Origin of the sequence: Paraburkholderia lebeckiae (genome assembly GCF_014201005.1) — a bacterium.
Classification (GTDB): domain Bacteria; phylum Pseudomonadota; class Gammaproteobacteria; order Burkholderiales; family Burkholderiaceae; genus Paraburkholderia; species Paraburkholderia tuberum.
This window is the reverse complement of sequence record NZ_JACHDK010000005.1, coordinates 184,285-203,228: the sequence shown is the minus strand read 5'-3', so window position 1 is coordinate 203,228 and position 18,944 is coordinate 184,285. Positions and strand designations below refer to the sequence as shown.

The following is an 18,944-nucleotide window of genomic DNA, read 5'->3' as shown; positions in this document are numbered from 1 at the left end:
TAGTACCCGCTAGATCTCGACGACCTTGTCCCACGCAAACAGTGGATTTTCCCACTGGCGCGTGCGCCGGTCGAAATAGCCGCGCGGATTGCACGCGACGCGCGTGCCGTCCACCACGTAGTCGAACGACGTATGCGTGTGGCCATGAATCCACAACGCGACAGGCGCGCGCACGAGCTCGGGCAGATGGTTGACGAAGCCGGCCGACACGCGGTCTTCGGCAAAACGCCCGGCCAGGCTCAGCCGATGCGGCGCGTGATGCGTGACCACGATCGTTTGGCCGGCGAACGGTTTGGCAAGCTCGCTTTCGAGCCACGCGCGCGCATGCTGGTGCAGCGCGAGCGAATCGGCGGGCGTGAAGTCGCGCGCGGCGTCGCGCGGGTCGTGCGGCCAGTTCATCTGGATCAGCCCGCGATAGTCGAGCATGACCCGGCGCGCGGCGACGATCGATTCCTCGATTGCATCCGGCGTCGCGCCGTACAGCGCGAAGTCTGTCCACAACGTCGTGCCGAGCACGCGCCAGCGGCCCTGGCTGTCGACCAGCGCGGCGTTGTTCAGCATATGCACGTTATCGACCTGCGCGGCCGCGTCGAGCATCGCGCTCTCCAGCGCGCCGAATTCACCGTCGTAGTACTCGTGATTGCCCGGCACGTAGACGACCGGCACCGCGTCGTCGAACGCCTGCGCTGCCCAGCGCGGGCCGGCCGCATGATTGTGGATGTCGCCCGCCAGCACCACGAGATCCGCCTGCGCATGCGGGATCAGTTCAGGCTCGTCGTTTTCCAGATGCAGATCGGACAGCACGCGAATCTTCACGGACGCGACTCCTGCAAAACGCCTGCGCGCCGGATCGCGCAGGCTTCAGACATTAGCGTAGCACCTTGCCAGGATTCATCAGGTTCAGCGGATCGAGCGCCTGCTTGATCGCGCGCATCATCCGCACCTCGACGTCCTGCTTGTAGCGGGCGGCTTCGTCGATCTTCAACTGCTGGCCGAGTCCGTGTTCCGCGCTGATGCTGCCGCGATGCGCATCGACGCTGTCGTAGACGATCCGGTTGATCGGGCTCTGGTACTGCCGCAGAAACGCCTTCGCATCGACGCCCTCGGGCGCCTGCACGTTGTAGTGGAGATTGCCGTCGCCGAGATGGCCGAACGTGACCATGCGTGCCCCCGGCGCGGCTTGCGCGATTGCCGCATCGGTGGTTTCGATGAAGTGGCCGATGCGTGAAATCGGCACCGCGATGTCGTGCTTGATGTTCAGGCCCTCCTCGGCCTGGGCGAGCGGAATGTGCTCGCGCAGATTCCAGAACGCCCGAGACTGCGCGAGGTTTTCCGCCACCACGGCGTCTTCCACGAGACCTTGTTCGAGCGCAGTTTCCATCAGCCCCTCGAACAGAGTGCGCGCGTGCACTTCGCTTTCGCTGTCCGACAGTTCGAGCAGCACGACCTGCGCATGCGGTTCGGCGAACGGATAACGCATCTGCTCGAAATGCCGGCCGACGAGGCGCAGGCAGAAATCCGACATCAGTTCGAAGCCGGTCAGGAGCGGCCCGGCGACGCGTTGCGTGAGCGCGAGAAAATCGAGCGCCGCATGCGGCGACGCGAGCGCGGCGAGCGCGGTGACGCGCGCGGCCGGCTGCGGATGCAGCTTGAGCACCGCCGCGGTGATCAGGCCGAGCGTGCCTTCCGCGCCGATGAACAGGTCGCGCAGATCGTAGCCGGTGTTGTCCTTGCGCAGCCCGCGCAGGCCGTCCCACAGTTCGCCTTGCGGCGTCACCACTTCGAGGCCGAGGCATAGCTCGCGCGTGTTGCCATAGCGCAGCACGCCGGTGCCGCCCGCATTGGTCGACAGATTGCCGCCGATCGTGCAGCTGCCTTCGGCGGCGAGGCTCAGCGGAAACAGACGCCCGGCCGCTTCGGCATGCTTCTGCACGTCGGCGAGGATCACGCCGGCTTCGACCGTGATCGTGTTGTTGTGCGGATCGATGTCGCGCACGCGATTCAGGCGGCGCAGGCTGATGACCGCCTGCGCGCCGCTTGCGTCGGGTGTCGCGCCGCCCGCGAGGCCGGTGTTGCCGCCCTGCGGCACCAGCGCGACGCAATGTTCGACCGCGAGCCTGACGAGCGCGGCGGCTTCCGCGGACGTGGCCGGGCACAGCACCGCGCAGGCCGCGCCGGTGTAGCGGCGGCGCCAGTCGGTCAGAAATGGAGCGGTGTCGTGCGGATCGGTCAGTACGTGAGTCGCGCCGATGGCGTCGCGGCAGGCGGCGAGAAAAGCGGTGTGGGTCATGTGGATCGGTTGACGGTGTTGGGGCTTGGGCCTCAGGCGGGCGGGATCGGTTCGCTTGCGGCCTGCTTTGCAGCCTACTTTACAGCCTGCTTCGCGGCTCGTTTCGCCGCGCGCTTGAACGGTCCGACATACGCGAGTGCGCAGGTGAAGAAGATCATGGCGAGCGCCGCCTGAAGCCAGCCGAGCCGCGCGCTCAAGCCATGATCGCTCCAGCCACGCACGACGCCTTCGGCGAAATACAGCAGGATCAGCATCGACGCCCATTGCATCGTGTAAAGCCGACGTCGCCACACGCCCGGCAACGCGGAGAGTAGCGGCAACGCTTTCAGCACGAGCAGCGAGCCGCCAGAGCGCAACGGCGCGAGCCACCATTCCCATGCGACGGCAAGCACGATCATCGAGACCAGTGTGAAAGCGGCGACGAGCGCGGCGGCAGCTTTGGGTTGCACGGGCACGACGGTTGCAGATGCCGACGCGTTCGCCGCGAGGCTTGCGGGCGCCGCGTTCGCGTGGCCCCCGGAGGTCGTGGCCGCGAGTCCAGCGCCACCCGCGTCACGACGGGCGTCGTCGCGTTCGGAGGGTTGCGGATCCGGTTCGTTCACGGCTTTACGCTCACGGCCTTTCGGACATCGACGCCGCCGTGCGCGCAACGCGCGCACCAAGCGCAATCGCCAGCGTCCGTTCGTCGGCGGAGATGCCATGGCCGGTCGTGCCCGCGCGCGCGTAATGCGAGGCGCCGTACGGCGTGCCGCCGGTCTGCGTGGTGGACAGCGCGCTCTCCGTGTAGGGAATGCCGACGATCAGCATGCCGTGATGGAGCAGCGGCAGCATCATCGACAACAGCGTGGATTCCTGGCCGCCGTGCAGGCTGCCGGTCGACGTGAACACGCAGGCCGGCTTGCCCGACAGTGCACCGGATAGCCACTGCGGCGTGGTGCCGTCGAGAAAGTATTTGAGCGCGGCCGCCATATTGCCGAAGCGGGTCGGCGAGCCGAGCGCGAGGCCCGCGCATTCTTCGAGGTCGCGTAGCTCGACGTACGGTGGTCCTTCGGTGGGAATGTCCGGCTCGCTCGCCTCGCAAACCGTGGAGACCGCCGGTACGGTGCGCACGCGCGCCTGCATGCCGGGGACGCTGTCGACGCCGTGCGCGATCGCCAGCGCGAGCTCGCGGGTGGCGCCGTGACGGCTGTAATAAAGCACGAGAATGTCTTTCATAGGCCTCATCATTGAACGGGTATTATAGGGGTTCGGTCAGTTGCACAGACCGCTCATAGCCGTTCGGCCAGGAGCTTCGGCCAAACGCCGCGCGGAGTTCCCGCAGTCCCGGTCTGACGGTTCAGCAAGCAAGGAGGCAGGTTTGTTGGTTAGGGTGCGTTTCGATCTCGACACGCTCAAACGGCTCGCGCAATTCGCGGCGCAACGCATCGGCGAGGACCGGATTCCGCAAGTCGCGGGCAGCCTGACGTTCACGACGATGCTCGCGCTCGTGCCGCTCGCCACCGTCGCGTTTGCGTTGTTCACCGCGTTTCCGATCTTCAGCTCGTTCCAGGCGTCGCTGCAGTTTTTTCTTGCCGACCACCTGATGCCCGCGCAACTGAACGATCAGATCTTCAAGTATCTGAACCAGTTCGCATCGAAGGCCAAAGGGCTGACCACGATCGGCATGATCATCCTGTTCGTCACCGCGGTGATGACGATGATGACCGTCGAGTCCGCGTTCAATGTGATCTGGCGCGTGCGCAAGGCGCGGCCCGTCGCGCAGCGCATTCTCGTGTACTGGGCGATCATCACGCTCGGTCCGATCCTGATCGGCGTGAGCCTGTCCATCTCGTCGTATCTGTTCACGCAATCGATGTCGTTTAGCGCCGCGCAGCGCATCACACCGCTGATCGAATGGGCGCTCGCGAGCGCCTCGCTGCCGTTCACGATGCTCGCGTTCACGATCCTTTACGTTTATCTGCCGAACTGCCGTGTCGAATGGCGCGACGCGGTGGTCGGCGGCGTGATCGCCGCGGTCGCTTTCGAGCTCGCCAAGCGCGGCTTCGGCTACTACGTGCGCCGTATTCCGACCTATACGGCGGTGTACGGCGCGTTCGCCGCGGTGCCGCTGTTCCTGGTGTGGATGTACCTGTGCTGGTTTATCACGCTGACCGGCGCGATGATCGCATCGGCGTTGCCGGCGATTCGCATCGGTCAGTTTCACCGCCCCGTGTTCTATGGCAGCAATCTGTTCGATTCGCTCGAATTGCTCGCGCGGCTGTGCGAGGCGCGTGAGGGCGGCAGACGCGGCTACACGATGCCGGAGCTTGCCCGGATGCTTCGCCGCGACAAGGATACGGCGCTGATGCTGTTGCAGCGTCTCGAGGAGATCGAGTGGATCGCGCGGCTGGAGGAGGACCATACCGGCCCGCACTTCGTGCTGCTCGCGAACCCGGCGCAGGTCACAGTGCAGCGGCTGTACGACCTGTTCGTGATCGACCGCGCGGAGCTTGCGTATCAGCTCGAACTCGACTCCACGCGCGTGGACGGCGGCATGCTGCTCGCCGCGCTCGACAACGACCAGCTGAAGGTGACGCTCGCCGCGTTGCTCGCCTCGCGCGCGGCGGCACGGGCGGCGCGACCCGGCGATGGCGAGCGCGCGGCGGCTTCGATGCCGCACCAGGCAGCATGATAGGGCGGCCAGACTTCGAGCCGCCCCGATAAAACTACAACGAAATCTTCCCCACGCAGATGTCCTTGAACATCACCCAGTCGCCCATCAGGCTGTAAAACGGATGACGGAAGGTGGCAGGCCGGTTCTTTTCGAAGAAGAAATGGCCGACCCACGCGAAGCCGTAGCCGCACACCACGGCCGCCGGCAACCATAGCCAGTCGCCGGTGGCGAGCGCCATCGCGAGGCAGCCAATGACGCCGAGCGAGCCGACGAAATGCAGCCGCCGCGACACGAGGTTGCGATGCTCGCTCAGGTAGTACGGATAAAACTCCGCGAAGTTCGCGAAGTGATCGGTATGCGCTGTATGAGCCATGACGGCCTCCGGAGGCTGAGAAAGACAGCTTCAATCATTCTCCGGCGATCGCCTGCCTGGCGCAACCTGGCCATTCGGCAGATGGCGCGGCGGGTTCGGCGTGGGTATCGTGGTCGTTCGGTAGTGATTCGGTGGCGATTCGCAACGGCATTCCCGACGGCCGCCCGCGGAGCACCGAGGCGCGCGACGAGCCGCCAACGCGCGTCCCTTCAGCGCGCTTCGTGCGGCGGCCGCGAAGCGAAGCCGTACAGCGCATCGAGCGTCGCGTCGGGTTGCTCGGTCATCAACGCGTGGCCCGCTTCGAGCGTGACGGTGTCGACCGGCGTGCCCGCCTGCGCGAACGCATCGGCAAGCGCTTTCGCCGCGCGCGGCGGCGTCATCGCATCGCACCGACCAACGATCAGGCGCACGGCGCAACGCACCTGCGCCGCACGAGCGTGGCCGTCCGCATAGGTATGGCAGGCGGTGAAGTCGGTGTGGAACAGATGCGGCTCGCCGCTGGCGGACACGTGCTCCATCAGCCGCTGGTTCATGCCGTGCAGCCAGAAACCGGGGCCGGGGCACGAGGGCTTCGCGGCGAGCGTCGAATGCGACCACTGGTTGACCATGCCGATTGCCTCGGGCTCGCGATTGAGCGCGGCGTCGAGCAGCGCGTCGGAGACCGTCATCGGCAGCGCGGTGGCGAGCAGCGCAAGATGCGTCGCGCGCTGCGGATAGCGGCCGGCGAAGTCGAGCGCGATCAGCGAGCCCATGCTGTGACCGGCGACGAACGCACGCGTGACGCCCACGGCATCGAGCAGCGCGGCGAGCCAGTCGGCCAGCGCGGCGATGCTGGCGAGCGCGGGGCCGGCGCTGCGTCGGTGGCCCGGCAGATCGACCGCGAGCACGCCGAAGCCGTGATGCGCGAAGTAGCGGCTTTGCAGCGCCCACACGCTGTGATCGTGCTCGGCACCGTGGATGAACACGGCGGTTGGCAGGCTCGCGTCGAAGGGTTTGCCGCCGGTGTAGGCGTAGGCCGGTTTGCCTTGAACGGTGACGATCATGCGGACTCCGGGCGGGCGGGGGTGCTCGTGGCGGCGGGCGCGGCAGTGGCGGTCTGTTGTGAGGCGCTGCCGTTCGGCGTTGCGGTACGACCGCCGCTCGCCGGTTGCGCGGTTCTTTGCACGGCCTTCAGCGCGCGCTTGAGATCGTCGATCAGGTCATCCGGATCTTCGAGCCCGATCGACAGACGGATCGTGCCTTCGGTGATACCGGCCGCGGCGAGCGCGGCGGCATCCATGCGGAAGTGCGTCGTCGATGCCGGGTGGATCACCAGCGAGCGCGCGTCGCCGACGTTCGCGAGGTGCGAGAAGAGCGTGAGCGCTTCGATGAAGGCTCGCCCGGCCGCGCGGTCGCCGCGCAGGTTGAAGCTGAACACGGCGCCCACGCCGCGCGGTAGCAGCCGCCTGGCGAGCGCGTGGTCGGGATGCGTCGGCAACTCGGGATAGGCGACCGATTCGACCGCCGCATGACCGGCGAGAAACTCGACCACGCGCCGTGTGTTGACGACGTGACGCTCCATGCGCAACGGCAGTGTCTCGATGCCTTGCAGCAGCTGCCACGCGGCCTGCGGATGCAGGCACGCGCCGAAGTCGCGCAAGCCTTCCCGACGCGCGCGCAGCAGGAACGGCGCGACGGTGCTTTCCTCGGCGAATACCATGCCATGGAAACCGTCGTACGGCTCGGTGAATTCGGGAAAGCGGCCGGAAGCTTCGAAGTCGAACGTGCCGCCGTCGACCAGCACCCCGCCGATCGTCGTGCCGTGGCCGCCGAGAAACTTGGTCGCCGAGTGGTAGACGAGGTCGGCGCCGTGCTCGAAGGGGCGCAGCAGGTAGGGCGTCGTGAAGGTCGAGTCGACCAGCAACGGCACGCGGTGCGCGTGCGCGATCTGTGCGAGCGCGGCGATGTCAAGCACGTCGAGGCCCGGATTGCCGAGCGTTTCGCCGAATAGCAGGCGCGTGTTGGGGCGCAGCGCGGCGCGCCACGCGTCGAGGTCGCCGGGCTTGACGAAGCTCGTCTCGATACCGAAGCGTCGCAGCGTGTAATGCAGCAGATTGTGCGAGCCGCCGTACAGCGCGCTCGACGCGACGATGTGCGAACCCGCGCCCATCAGCGTCGCGATCGCCAGATGCAGCGCGGCCTGGCCGCTCGCAGTGCCGATCGCGCCGGCGCCGTTTTCGAGCGCGGCGACGCGCTCCTCGAACACGGCGACGGTCGGATTCGAGATGCGCGAGTAGACGTGGCCGGCGCGCTCCATGTTGAACAGCGCGGCGGCGTGATCCGAGTCGCGGAACGAAAACGACGTGGTCTGGTAGATCGGCGTCGCGCGTGCGCCGGTGGCAGGGTCGGGGGCTGCGCCGGCGTGCAGCGCAAGCGTATCGAAACGGTTGGCGGACATCGTGGGCGGCGGGCCGCGGGCGGCCTCGCGAAAGATCGGGGTGGGCGGCCATCCTATCATTGGCACGCGCCGCTTCAAGCGCGGTTTTCCCGCGGGTTCGTGCGGCTCGTGCCGGGAGCGCGGCATGCTCGCAATCTGGAAGTCAGATGAATTCGAGTCTCCCAAGCCCGCCGCGCCTTGGCTGGCGGGCCGCTTTCCTTTTATGGGCCTTTCCGATAGGATCGAAAAAACATTTCATGCACTGCAAGATTGGCGGTATCAGGAGATAGATCATGCGAGTCAGCGACATTCTTAAAGTCAAGGGCAATACCCTTTTTACGGTCACGCCGGATACCACGCTGCATGACGCCGTCAATACCATGGCCGAGCACGACATCGGCTCGCTCGTCGTGATGGAGTACGGCGACCTCGTCGGCATGCTGACGTTTCGCGAAATCATTCTGACCTTGAGCGAGAACGGCGGCAGCGTCGGCACCTCGACGATCCGCAAGGTGATGGACGACCATCCGCTCACCTGCACGCCCGAAACCGACGTCAACGAAGTGCGCCGCATGATGCTCGAGCATCACGTGCGTTATCTGCCCGTCATGGAAAGCCGCACGCTGATGGGCGTCATCTCGTTTTACGACGTCGCGAAGGCGGTGGTCGAGGAGCAGGGGTTCGAGAACCGCATGCTGAAGGCCTATATCCGCGACTGGCCGGAAGAGCAGGAAGGACAGGACCAGCAGCCGGCGCGCTGATGCGCGTGGCTCGAAGGTTGCGCTCCGGCCGTCGCCGCGAGCGCGAATCCGCCGACAGGGCGCGCGCGCAAGCGGGCGCTTTTTTTGTGTCTGGAGCTGGTGCGGGCGGATTGCGGGAGCCGCGTGCGCGAGTCGCGGCGATCCGCTTGCCGGCTGTGCCGCCCGCTTCATCGCCATTTTTCCGCGCCGTTCTCCTGACTTCATGAACGATCGTCCGTTGCCCGCCGCCCGCCGCGCCGCTCGCGCGCACGAAGCGCACGAATCCCAGTTCCGCCTGCTCGGCCAGCGCCGCTTCGCGCCGTTCTTCTGGACACAGTTTCTCGGCGCGATGAACGACAACGTGTTCAAGATCGGCTTCACGTCGCTCGTCACGTATCAGGCGGCGCGGTTTTCGGGCGTCGACCCGAAAACCGCGGCGTTCCTGATCTCCGCGATTTTCATTCTGCCATTCGTGCTGTTTTCGGCCACTTCCGGCCAGATCGCGGACAAGTACGACAAGGCGTTGCTCACGCGCCTCGTCAAGACTTTCGAGATCGCGGTGATGCTGGTCGGCGGCGCGGGATTCTGGCTGCATAGCGCGCCGTTGCTGTACCTGTGCACGTTCCTGATGGGCGTGCATTCGACGGTATTCGGGCCGGTCAAGTACTCGTATCTGCCGCAGCATCTGTCGCAGGCGGAGCTGGTCGGCGGCAATGGCATGGTCGAGATGGGCACCTTCGTCGCGATCCTGATCGGCACGATCGTCGGCGGCGCGGGCGCGGGGTTCGCCGAGCATGGCGCGGTGGTGCTCGCTTGCGCGTGTATCGCGATCGCGCTGATCGGGCGCGCCGTGTCGGGCTTCGTGCCGCTTACGCCCGCACCGCAGCCCGGATTGCGCATCAACTGGAACCCGGTGAGCGAAACGTGGCGCAATCTGAAGCTCGCGCACGAAAACCGCACGGTGTTTCTTGGTCTGCTCGGCATTTCGTGGCTGTGGTTCGTCGGCGCGACGTTCCTCGCGTCGTTCTTCAACTTCGCGAAGGACGTGCTGTCCGCCGATCCCGACGTCGTGACCGTGCTGCTCGCCACGTTTTCGATCGGCATCGGCATCGGCTCGCTGTTGTGCGAACGGCTCTCGAAGCGGCGAATCGAAGTCGGCCTCGTGCCGCTCGGCTCGATCGGCATGAGCGTGTTCGCGATCGATCTTTTTTTCGCGAGCCACGCGCTGTCGCCGGCGGGGCATCTGCTCAGCGTTGGCGAATTTCTCGCGCGGCTAGCGCATTGGCGCGTGCTCGCCGATCTGTTCCTGCTCGCGATGTTCGGCGGCTTTTACAGCGTGCCGCTGTATGCGCTGATCCAGAGTCGTAGTCAGCCGAGCCATCGCGCGCGCATCATCGCCGCGAACAACATCCTCAATTCGCTGTTCATGATCGTGTCGGCGTTGATGGCGGTGGGCCTGACCGCCGCGGGCTTCAGTATTCCGGCGATCTTCCTCGTCACCGCGCTTCTGAATGTGGTCGTCGCGGGCTACATCTATTCGCTCGTGCCCGAGTTCCTGCTGCGCTTCATCGCGTGGCTGCTCGTGCATACGTTCTACCGGATCCGGCTCGTGCACGCGGAGCGGATTCCGGAGCAGGGCGCGGCGGTGCTCGTGTGCAACCACGTCAGTTTTGTCGATGCGATCGTCATCATGGCCGAAAGCCCGCGGCCGATCCGCTTCGTGATGGACCACCGGATCTTCCGCTCGCCGTTCGTCGGCTGGCTGTTCCGGCACGCGAAGGCGATTCCGATCGCGTCCGCGCATCAGGACGCGGCGCTGCTCGCGCGTGCGTACGACCAGTGCGCGCAGGCGCTCGCGGACGGCGAGCTCGTCTGTATCTTTCCCGAAGGGAAGCTGACGCGTACCGGCGAGCTGAATCCGTTTCGCCACGGCGTCGCCGAGATCGTCAGGCGGACGCCGGCGCCCGTCATTCCGATGGCGTTGCGCGGGCTGTGGGGCAGCGTGTTTTCGCGCGCGGTGGACGCAACCTGGCCGCGGCCGATCAGCAAGGGTGTGATGAGCCGGCTGAGCCTCGCCGTCGGCGAGCCGATCGACCCGGCGCTCGCGACGCCGGAGACGCTGCAGCGGATCGTGACCGAGCTGCGCGGCGCCCGCAAATAGCCGTGGGCCGATGCGCGGACGCCGAGATGGCGAGCTCGCCCGCCATCACCCGCTTTCGGCCGAGTGCGCCCCGGCCGATCGGCCATCGCCGTCGCCAGGCCCGGCTTCGAGGCGAGCGGGCTGGCATAATAGCGGTCTCCCCGTATTTCTTTGGACGACGCTCATGTCCGGCAACACGCTCGGTACGCTTTTCACTGTCACGACCTTCGGCGAATCGCACGGCCCCGCTATCGGCTGCGTGATCGACGGCTGCCCGCCGGGCATGGCGCTCAACGAAGCCGATATCCAGTTCGAACTCGATCGCCGCAAGCCGGGCACGTCGCGCCACGTGACGCAGCGCCAGGAAGAAGACAAGGTCGAGATCCTCTCGGGCGTGTTCGAAGGTCAAACCACCGGCGCGCCAATTGCGCTGCTGATCCGCAATACCGACCAGCGCAGCAAGGACTACGGCAACATCGCGGAAACGTTCCGCCCCGGCCACGCCGACTACACATACTGGCAAAAGTACGGCATTCGCGATTACCGCGGTGGCGGCCGCTCGTCGGCACGGCTGACGGCGCCGGCGGTCGCGGCGGGCGCGGTCGCGAAGAAGTGGCTGCACGAGAAGTTCGGCACCGAAATTCGCGGCTATATGGCCGCGCTCGGCGAGATTGACGTGCCGTTCGTCGATTGGGCGCAGGTGCGCGAAAACCCGTTTTTCGTGCCGAATGCGGAGATCGTTCCGCAGCTCGAGGCGTATATGGACGCGCTGCGCAAGGACGGTGATTCGATCGGCGCGCGCATCAACGTGGTTGCCTCCGGTGTGCCGGTCGGCCTCGGCGAGCCGCTGTTCGACCGCCTCGACGCCGACATCGCGCACGCGATGATGGGCATCAACGCGGTGAAGGGCGTCGAGATCGGCGCGGGCTTCGCGAGCGTCGCGCAACGCGGCTCGGTGCATGGCGACGAGCTGACGCCGGAAGGTTTCGTCGGCAATCACGCGGGCGGCGTGCTCGGCGGTATTTCGACGGGGCAGGACATCACGGTGTCGATCGCGATCAAGCCGACGTCGAGCATTCGCACGCCGCGCCGTTCGATCGACAAGGCGGGGAACCCCGCGATCGTCGAGACCTTCGGGCGGCACGACCCCTGCGTCGGCATTCGTGCGACGCCGATTGCCGAGTCGATGCTTGCGCTCGTGCTGATCGATCACGCGTTGCGCCATCGCGCGCAATGCGGCGATGTGGCCGTGAGCACGCCGAAGATCGCGGCCAGCGCGCCGTAACCCTGACGCGGTCTCGCGATTGGCGGCGAACGAGCCGCCATAAAAAAGAATCGGGAAGGGGACCAACGAAACGCGCAAGAAGGCGCGCAGACGAAAGCGCGAGCGCGCTATCGGAATTTGCCTGCGCGACGCTGCCGGTTATCGCGCAGCGCCGCACAGGCAGACGGCACATCAATCACATATTCGGATAGTTCGGACCGCCACCGCCTTCCGGCGTGACCCACACGATATTCTGCGTCGGGTCCTTGATATCGCAGGTCTTGCAGTGCACGCAGTTCTGCGCATTGATGACGAGTCGCTCGCTGCCATCGTCGTTCTTCACGAACTCGTACACTGCGGCCGGGCAATAACGCGCCTCCGGTCCCGCGTAGGTCTGCCAGTTCACGTTGACCGGCACGGTCGGATCCTTCAGCGTCAGGTGCGCCGGCTGATTTTCCTCGTGATTCGTGTTCGAGATGAACACCGAGGACAGCCGATCGAACGTCAGCTTGCCGTCCGGCTTCGGATACGTGATCGGCTTGCACTGCGAAGCCGGCTTCAGCATTTCATGATCGGAATGCTGATGGTGCAGCGTCCACGGCACGTTGCCGCCGAGCAGCTTCTGCTCGAGACCGACCATCAGCGTGCCGAGGTAGAGACCCTTGCTCATCCACTGCTTGAAGTTACGCGCGCGATACAGCTCGGTGTGGAGCCACGACGTCTTGAACGCTTCCGGGTAGGCGCTCAATTCATCTGATTGACGGCCCGCCTGGACGGCGTCGAACGCGGCATCGGCGGCGAGCATGCCGGTCTTGATCGCAGCGTGCGAACCCTTGATGCGCGACGCGTTCAGGAAGCCCGCGTCGTCGCCGACCAGCGCACCGCCCGGGAACACCAGCTTCGGCAGCGACATCAGGCCGCCCGCGGTGATCGCGCGCGCGCCGTAGGACACGCGCTTGCCGCCTTCGAGAATCGCGCGGATCGCCGGATGCGTCTTGTAGCGCTGGAATTCCTCGAACGGCGACAGATACGGATTCGAATAGCCGAGGCCGACCACGAAGCCGACCACGACCTGGTTGTTGTCCATGTGGTAGAGGAACGAGCCGCCGTACGTGTCGTTTTCGAGCGGCCAGCCGGCCGTGTGCATCACCAGACCCGGCTTGTGTCTGGCGGGCTCGATCTCCCACAGTTCCTTGATACCGATGCCGTACACCTGTGGATCGACGCCGTCGCGCAGCTTGAACTTCTCGTTCAGCTGGCGGCCGAGGTGGCCGCGCGCGCCTTCGCAGAACAGCGTGTACTTCGCGTGCAGTTCCATGCCGAGCTGGAAGTTCTCGGTCGGCTGGCCGTCCTTGCCGATGCCGAGGTTGCCCGTCGCGACGCCCTTGACCGAGCCGTCGTCGTTGTACAGCACTTCAGCCGCCGGAAAGCCCGGGAAAATCTCGACGCCGAGCGCCTCGGCCTGCTGACCCAGCCAGCGCGTCACGTTCGCGAGGCTGATCACGTAGTTGCCGTGATTCTTGAAATTGTCCGGTAACGCCCAGTTCGGCACGCTCTTCGCGCCCGTCTCCGACAGGAACAGGAAGCGGTCTTCGGTCACGTCGACCGTCAGCGGCGCGCCTTTCTCCTTCCAGTCCGGGATCAATTCGGTCAGCGCGCGCGGATCCATCACCGCGCCCGACAGAATATGCGCCCCGATCTCAGAGCCTTTTTCGAGTACGCATACGCCAATGTCAGCGCCTTGTTCGGCGGCGCGCTGCTTCAGGCGAATGGCCGCCGACAGGCCCGCAGGGCCGCCGCCGACGATGACGACGTCATACTCCATCGACTCGCGCGGGCCGTACTGCTCAATGAGACTTGCGGGGGTCATTGATGCTCCTCTTACCGTTAGAATGCTTTTTTCGGGTTCGTATTGTGGGCGATCGATCCCCGCGCCGCAACCTGAAAAGCCACAGATTAGCACGAGCGTACTATTTCATGATACGGTAAAGACCCTTAGTCGGATCCTACCGAACCCGTCAACCGCAGTTGTCACCACAACCGAACAAGGAAAGACAATGGGCCGTTCGATCAATCTGGAAGGCAAGGTCGCGCTGATTACGGGCGCCTCGAGCGGGCTGGGCAAGCGCTTCGCGCAGGTGCTGTCGCAGGCGGGCGCGAAGGTCGTGCTGGCGAGCCGACGTACCGAGCGGCTCAAGGAGCTGCGCGCGGAAATCGAGGCGTCCGGCGGCGCCGCGCACGTCGTGTCGCTCGACGTGACCGACTATCAGAGCATCAAGTCGGCGGTCGCGCACGCGGAGACCGAGGCCGGCACCATCGATATCCTCGTCAACAACTCGGGCGTGTCGACCACGCAGAAGCTGTCCGAAGTCACGCCGGCGGACTTCGAATACGTGTTCGACACGAATACGCGCGGCGCGTTTTTCGTGGCGCAGGAAGTCGCCAAGCGCATGATCATGCGCGGCAACAACGCGCAGAAGCCGTCGTACCGGATCATCAACATCGCGTCGATGGCGGGCCTGCGCGTGCTGCCGCAAATCGGCCTGTATTCGATGAGCAAGGCCGCGGTGGTCCACATGACGAAGGCGATGGCGCTCGAGTGGGGCAAACACGGCATCAATGTGAACGCGATCTGCCCCGGGTATATCGACACCGAGATCAACCATCACCACTGGTCGACCGATCAGGGGCAGAAACTCGTGGCGATGCTGCCGCGTCATCGGGTCGGCAAGCCGGAGGATCTCGACGGGCTGCTCCTGCTGCTCGCGGCGGATGAATCGCAGTTCATCAACGGCTCGGTGATCGTCGCCGACGACGGCTTCGGACTCGCGTGAGCGGGTCGTCCAAAGTTTCAAAAGCCAGGCAGAAAAAGGAAGAACGGAAGTACAGAATGAGCGATTTTCACGCAGTTTTCGAAATGACGATGCCGATCCGCTGGGGCGACATGGACGCCTTCGGTCACGTCAACAACACGGTTTACTTCCGCTACATGGAGCAGGTGCGGATTTCCTGGTTCGAGCACATGGACTTTGTCGGCCAGCGCGCGGACGGGCAGGGGCCGGTGATCGTCAATGCGTCGATGGAGTTTCTGAAGCAGCTGCACTATCCGGGCGACGTGATCGGCCGGATGTCGGTGGCGACACCGGGGCGCAGCAGCTTCGATACGGCTTTCGAGCTCCTGCGCGCCGATGAGCCGGATACGTTCTATGCGCGAGGCGCCGCGCGATGCGTGTGGATCGACTACGCGGCGGGCAAGTCGGTGCCGGTGCCTGACGTACTGCGCGCGGCCATCGAGAGCGCGGCGCTCGTCAAGGCGGCCTGAGCGCGCGGCTTGACAGCGCTGTCGCGCGCTTCAAACGCCCTCTCTCAATCCCCGAGCAGCCGCTGCAACAGCTCGGTCGCATTGCCCGTATCGTATTTGCGCATGAGCCGCGCGCGGTAGACGTCGACCGTGCGCGGGCTGATGTCGAGCACGCGGCCGATCTGCTTGCTGGTCTTGCCCGTCACCAGTTGCGCGGCGATTTCGCGCTCGCGTGGCGTCAGTTCCACCGCGACCCGCCGGGTTGCGCTCAAATCCTCGAAGGTCCAGACACCCGCCGCGTGCGGGTCGGTGCGCTGCTGCGCGCGGCCCGTCACGTGACACCAGAACAGCTCGCCGTCCGCGCGCTTCATGATCCGGTCGTCCGCGTAGCTGCCTTGCGCGGTCATGATCGGCGGAATGCGCGCGCCGATCCGCTCGAACTCATCCGCCGATGGATACAACACCTGGAACGACTGACCGATCAGCGCGTCGCGCGCGTAGCCGAATATCGACGCTAGCTCGTCGTTGCAGTCTTCGATGGTCCGCTCGCGGGACAGCACGAGTCCGATCGGCGCGAGGTGAAACGCAGTGCGGTAATCCAGGGCGGGCATGGGCGGGAGGCAAGTACTTATGTATTTTTGCGTATTGTGCCGCATGGCGGGCCCAGCGTACTCTTTCGGGCAGATTGACAACGCGGCTCAAGCCGCGGATGACTAGAATGACGTAGCGGTATCGTGAGGCGACGTGAAGTTCGCCCGTTGCGATATCAGCCGCAATGATCCGGCGGACTACGTACAGGTTTCGGGTTTCCATAGAGGAAGGGACATACAGATGAACAAGGTCTATCCAGGCGCCGCCGAGGCGCTGAAGGACATCGTCAAGAACGGGCAGACGTTCGCCGTCGGCGGCTTCGGGCTGTGCGGCATTCCTGAGGCGCTGATCGCTGCGCTGCGCGATTCGAAGGTGCAGGGCATCACCTGCATCAGCAACAACGCGGGCGTCGACGGTTTCGGCCTCGGCCTGCTGCTCGAGACGCGTCAGATCAAAAAGATGATCTCGTCGTACGTCGGCGAAAACAAGGAGTTCGAGCGCCAGTACCTGGCCGGCGAACTCGAGCTCGAATTCACGCCGCAAGGCACGCTCGCCGAGAAGCTGCGTGCGGGCGGCTCGGGCATCCCGGCGTTTTTCACGAACACCGGCTTCGGCACGCAGATCGCCGAGGGCAAGGAAACCCGCCAGTTCGGCGAGAACCACTACGTGCTCGAACATTCGCTGACCGCCGATGTCGCGCTCGTCAAGGCATGGAAGGCCGACAAGGCCGGCAACCTGATCTATCGCCGCACCGCGCGCAACTTCAATCCGATGTGCGCGATGGCGGGCCGCATCACCGTCGCGGAAGTCGAAGAGATCGTCGAAGTGGGCGAGCTCGATCCGGACGCGATCCATACGCCTGGCATCTTCGTGCAGCGCATCGTGCTGAATGCGCATCCGGAAAAACGCATCGAACAACGCGTCGTCCGCGCGAAAGGAGACTGATCATGGCATGGACTCGTGACGAAATGGCCGCGCGCGCGGCGAAGGAACTGCAGGACGGCTTTTACGTGAACCTCGGCATCGGCTTGCCGACGCTGGTCGCGAACCACGTGCCGGCGGGCGCCGAAGTGTGGCTGCAGTCGGAGAACGGTCTGCTCGGTATCGGCCCGTCGCCGACCGAAGACGAAGTCGACGCCGACCTGATCAACGCCGGCAAGCAAACGGTGACGACGCTGCCCGGTTCGTCGATTTTCTCTTCGGCGGATTCGTTCGCGATGATTCGCGGCGGCCACATCAATCTCGCGATTCTCGGTGCGATGCAGATCAGCAGGAAGGGCGATCTCGCGAACTGGATGATCCCGGGCAAGATGATCAAGGGCATGGGCGGCGCGATGGACCTGGTCGCAGGCGTCAAGCGAGTGGTCGTGCTGATGGAGCATGTCGCGAAGGGCGACCAGCACAAGATCCTCGAAGAATGCACGCTGCCGCTGACCGGCGTGGGTGTGGTCGACGAGATCATCACCGATCTCGGCGTGATCGAAGTGACCGAAAACGGCTTGAAAGTGACCGAACTCGCGCCGGGTGTGAGCGTCGACGAAATCAAGGCGAAAACCGGCGCGCCGCTCGATGTGAGCGCGGTGAGCTGACGCTGGTTGAAGCGCCGCTGCGCGCGTCGACGCGACCGCGCGGCGGCAAGGGTGTGTTCCGGACGGGCGAGACGTGAGTCTTGCCCGTTGTGTTTTTGGCGCACGGCGGCTGATGCGCCGGACGGTTGGATCGACCACCCTAAGCCTTCTGGCCGATGCTTGCCGCGCGACGAAGCGGTTTACAATCGTTCGCAGCCCAATCCGCAGCGTCTTTGCAAGGACACCAGATGACCGCAACGACTTCCGCTTCCACCACCGGGCGGCCCGCGCCGCGTCAACGTTACGTGCGGTGCGCGAGCGCTGCCGGCCTGCATCGCGTCGCCTATACCGAGTGGGGCGACCCGGACAATCCGCGCGTGTTGCTGTGCGTGCACGGACTCACGCGATCGGGGCGCGATTTCGACCGCCTCGCCGCCAACTTCGCGGACACCTATCGCGTGGTGTGCCCGGACGTGGTTGGCCGGGGCTTGTCGTCGTGGCTCGCGAACCCCAACTTATACGCGGTGCCGCAGTACGTCGCCGACATGGTCACACTGATCGCGCGGCTCGACGTCGACACCGTCGACTGGTTCGGCACCTCGATGGGCGGCCTGATCGGCATGGGGCTCGCCGGCCTGCCGGACACGCCGATCCGCAAGCTGCTGCTGAACGACGTCGGGCCGCATCTGGAGCCGGTCGCGGTCAAGCGCATCGGCGATTACCTTGGCAAGCCCGCGCGCTTCGAAACGCTGCAGCAGGGCGTTGATTATGCCGCGCAGCTCGCGCAGAGCTTCGGACCGCTGACTCCGGACGAATGGCGCGAAATCAATACGCCGTTGCTGCGCGAAGAGGACGGCGCATGGGTGCTGCGCTATGACCCGCGCATCGCCCAGCCGTTCGCTGCGGTCACCGAGGAAGCGGCGAAGCTCGGCGCGGCGGCGCTGTGGCATTCGCTCGCGTCGTTCCAGGGGCCGGTGCTGGTGGTGCGCGGCGAGCAGTCGGATTTGCTGTCGCGTGAAACGGTCGCGAAGATGGTGTCGACCGGGCGTGCCGCATCGAGCGTGGAGATCGCCGGCGTCGGGCATGCGCCGGCGTTCCTGGCGGCGGACCAGATCGCGCTTGCGAGGGAGTTCTTCATCGGTCAGGCCGCGAACGCGTCATAATATTGAGTTCCGCATGACGTCTTCATCGGCAGTGTCGTGCGGGACGTAGTTCGATTAACCCCTCAGCCCAGGACTTTTCATGGCAGTCATTCGTTATCACGTCGGCAAGCGTCTCTCGGAAATGGCCGTGCACAACGGCACCGTGTACCTCGCGGGTCAGATCGCCGAAGACGACGGTCAGGACATCACCGGCCAGACGCGCGAAGTGCTCGGCCACATCGACCGTCTGCTCGCCGAAGCGAACAGCGACAAGTCGCTATTGCTGTCGGTGCAGATCTATATCTCGGACATGGCGCATTTCGCCGGCATGAACGCCGTGTGGGACGAGTGGGTCGCGCAGGGCGACACGCCGCCGCGCGCGACCGTCGAGGCAAAGCTTGCGAATCCGAAGTGCCTCGTCGAAATCGTCGTGATCGCGGCGCAGCGCAACTGAGTCGCGGCCGTC

At 65.3% G+C, this 18,944-nt stretch carries 19 protein-coding genes; 10 read left to right on the top strand and 9 right to left on the bottom strand.

The window, feature by feature from the left end; genetic code table 11:
• Positions 1–9 precede the first annotated feature (9 nt).
• The 4 genes from HDG39_RS12150 to wrbA all read right to left on the bottom strand — a co-directional run bounded on the left by HDG39_RS12150 (position 10) and on the right by wrbA (position 3,505).
• On the bottom strand, positions 10–816 hold the full coding sequence (locus HDG39_RS12150) for a metallophosphoesterase (protein ID WP_184006188.1): 807 nt from the start codon (positions 814–816) through the stop codon (positions 10–12).
• 52 nt (positions 817–868) lie between these two features.
• On the bottom strand, positions 869–2,290 hold the full coding sequence (locus tag HDG39_RS12145) for an FAD-binding oxidoreductase (RefSeq protein WP_184006187.1): 1,422 nt from the start codon (positions 2,288–2,290) through the stop codon (positions 869–871).
• Positions 2,291–2,364: 74 nt separating this feature from the next.
• Positions 2,365–2,892, bottom strand: coding sequence for a DUF2069 domain-containing protein (locus HDG39_RS35065; protein WP_184006186.1), 528 nt, complete (start codon positions 2,890–2,892; stop codon positions 2,365–2,367).
• A 10-nt stretch (positions 2,893–2,902) separates the two neighbouring features.
• On the bottom strand, positions 2,903–3,505 hold the full coding sequence (wrbA, locus tag HDG39_RS12135) for an NAD(P)H:quinone oxidoreductase (protein WP_184006185.1): 603 nt from the start codon (positions 3,503–3,505) through the stop codon (positions 2,903–2,905).
• Between the two features lie 142 nt (positions 3,506–3,647).
• Here wrbA and HDG39_RS12130 point away from each other — a divergent pair, with 142 nt between their 5' ends.
• Positions 3,648–4,961, top strand: a complete 1,314-nt coding sequence (locus HDG39_RS12130; RefSeq protein WP_184006184.1) for a YihY family inner membrane protein — start codon at positions 3,648–3,650, stop codon at positions 4,959–4,961.
• A gap of 34 nt (positions 4,962–4,995) precedes the next feature.
• On the opposite strand, the gene HDG39_RS12125 is transcribed toward HDG39_RS12130, so the two are convergent.
• From HDG39_RS12125 to HDG39_RS12115, 3 genes are all read right to left on the bottom strand, one after another.
• The gene (locus HDG39_RS12125) at positions 4,996–5,316 is read right to left on the bottom strand and encodes an Mpo1-like protein (RefSeq protein WP_184006183.1); all 321 of its coding nucleotides are present in this window, start codon (positions 5,314–5,316) and stop codon (positions 4,996–4,998) included.
• A 209-nt stretch (positions 5,317–5,525) separates the two neighbouring features.
• On the bottom strand, positions 5,526–6,359 hold the full coding sequence (locus HDG39_RS12120) for an alpha/beta fold hydrolase (protein ID WP_184006182.1): 834 nt from the start codon (positions 6,357–6,359) through the stop codon (positions 5,526–5,528).
• Positions 6,356–7,753, bottom strand: a complete 1,398-nt coding sequence (locus tag HDG39_RS12115; protein ID WP_184006181.1) for an O-acetylhomoserine aminocarboxypropyltransferase — start codon at positions 7,751–7,753, stop codon at positions 6,356–6,358. The genes HDG39_RS12120 and HDG39_RS12115 overlap by 4 nt, the downstream gene beginning before the upstream one ends.
• A 272-nt stretch (positions 7,754–8,025) precedes the next feature.
• Between HDG39_RS12115 and HDG39_RS12110 the strand changes: the two genes are divergently transcribed.
• The 3 genes from HDG39_RS12110 (at position 8,026) to aroC (ending at position 11,897) form a co-directional block, all read left to right on the top strand.
• Positions 8,026–8,493: a CBS domain-containing protein gene (locus tag HDG39_RS12110; RefSeq protein WP_018421164.1), complete on the top strand. Its 468-nt coding sequence runs from the start codon at positions 8,026–8,028 to the stop codon at positions 8,491–8,493.
• A gap of 202 nt (positions 8,494–8,695) precedes the next feature.
• On the top strand, positions 8,696–10,633 hold the full coding sequence (locus HDG39_RS12105) for an MFS transporter (RefSeq protein WP_184006180.1): 1,938 nt from the start codon (positions 8,696–8,698) through the stop codon (positions 10,631–10,633).
• Positions 10,634–10,796: 163 nt separating this feature from the next.
• Positions 10,797–11,897: a chorismate synthase gene (aroC, locus tag HDG39_RS12100; protein ID WP_184006179.1), complete on the top strand. Its 1,101-nt coding sequence runs from the start codon at positions 10,797–10,799 to the stop codon at positions 11,895–11,897.
• A gap of 175 nt (positions 11,898–12,072) precedes the next feature.
• Here aroC and HDG39_RS12095 read toward each other — a convergent pair whose 3' ends face one another.
• Positions 12,073–13,746 (bottom strand): electron transfer flavoprotein-ubiquinone oxidoreductase, encoded by a 1,674-nt coding sequence (locus HDG39_RS12095; RefSeq protein ID WP_184006178.1) that lies wholly within the window; start codon positions 13,744–13,746, stop codon positions 12,073–12,075.
• 187 nt (positions 13,747–13,933) lie between these two features.
• On the opposite strand from HDG39_RS12095, the gene HDG39_RS12090 reads away from it, so the two are divergent.
• On the top strand, positions 13,934–14,710 hold the full coding sequence (locus HDG39_RS12090; protein ID WP_018421159.1) for an SDR family oxidoreductase: 777 nt from the start codon (positions 13,934–13,936) through the stop codon (positions 14,708–14,710).
• Positions 14,711–14,766: 56 nt separating this feature from the next.
• Positions 14,767–15,198 carry an acyl-CoA thioesterase gene (locus HDG39_RS12085; RefSeq protein ID WP_184006177.1) on the top strand — a complete coding sequence of 144 codons (432 nt, stop codon included), beginning with the start codon at positions 14,767–14,769 and terminating at the stop codon, positions 15,196–15,198.
• A gap of 44 nt (positions 15,199–15,242) precedes the next feature.
• On the opposite strand, the gene HDG39_RS12080 is transcribed toward HDG39_RS12085, so the two are convergent.
• Positions 15,243–15,788 carry a LuxR C-terminal-related transcriptional regulator gene (locus tag HDG39_RS12080; RefSeq protein ID WP_184006176.1) on the bottom strand — a complete coding sequence of 182 codons (546 nt, stop codon included), beginning with the start codon at positions 15,786–15,788 and terminating at the stop codon, positions 15,243–15,245.
• 220 nt (positions 15,789–16,008) lie between these two features.
• Between HDG39_RS12080 and HDG39_RS12075 the strand changes: the two genes are divergently transcribed.
• From HDG39_RS12075 to HDG39_RS12060, 4 genes are all read left to right on the top strand, one after another.
• Positions 16,009–16,713, top strand: a complete 705-nt coding sequence (locus HDG39_RS12075) for a CoA transferase subunit A (protein ID WP_018421156.1) — start codon at positions 16,009–16,011, stop codon at positions 16,711–16,713.
• 2 nt (positions 16,714–16,715) lie between these two features.
• On the top strand, positions 16,716–17,357 hold the full coding sequence (locus tag HDG39_RS12070; RefSeq protein WP_026225934.1) for a CoA transferase subunit B: 642 nt from the start codon (positions 16,716–16,718) through the stop codon (positions 17,355–17,357).
• Between the two features lie 227 nt (positions 17,358–17,584).
• Entirely contained in the window at positions 17,585–18,499 is a 915-nt protein-coding gene (locus HDG39_RS12065; RefSeq protein WP_184006175.1) for an alpha/beta fold hydrolase, read from the top strand.
• A gap of 79 nt (positions 18,500–18,578) precedes the next feature.
• Positions 18,579–18,932: a RidA family protein gene (locus HDG39_RS12060; RefSeq protein ID WP_184006174.1), complete on the top strand. Its 354-nt coding sequence runs from the start codon at positions 18,579–18,581 to the stop codon at positions 18,930–18,932.
• Positions 18,933–18,944: the final 12 nt, after the last annotated feature.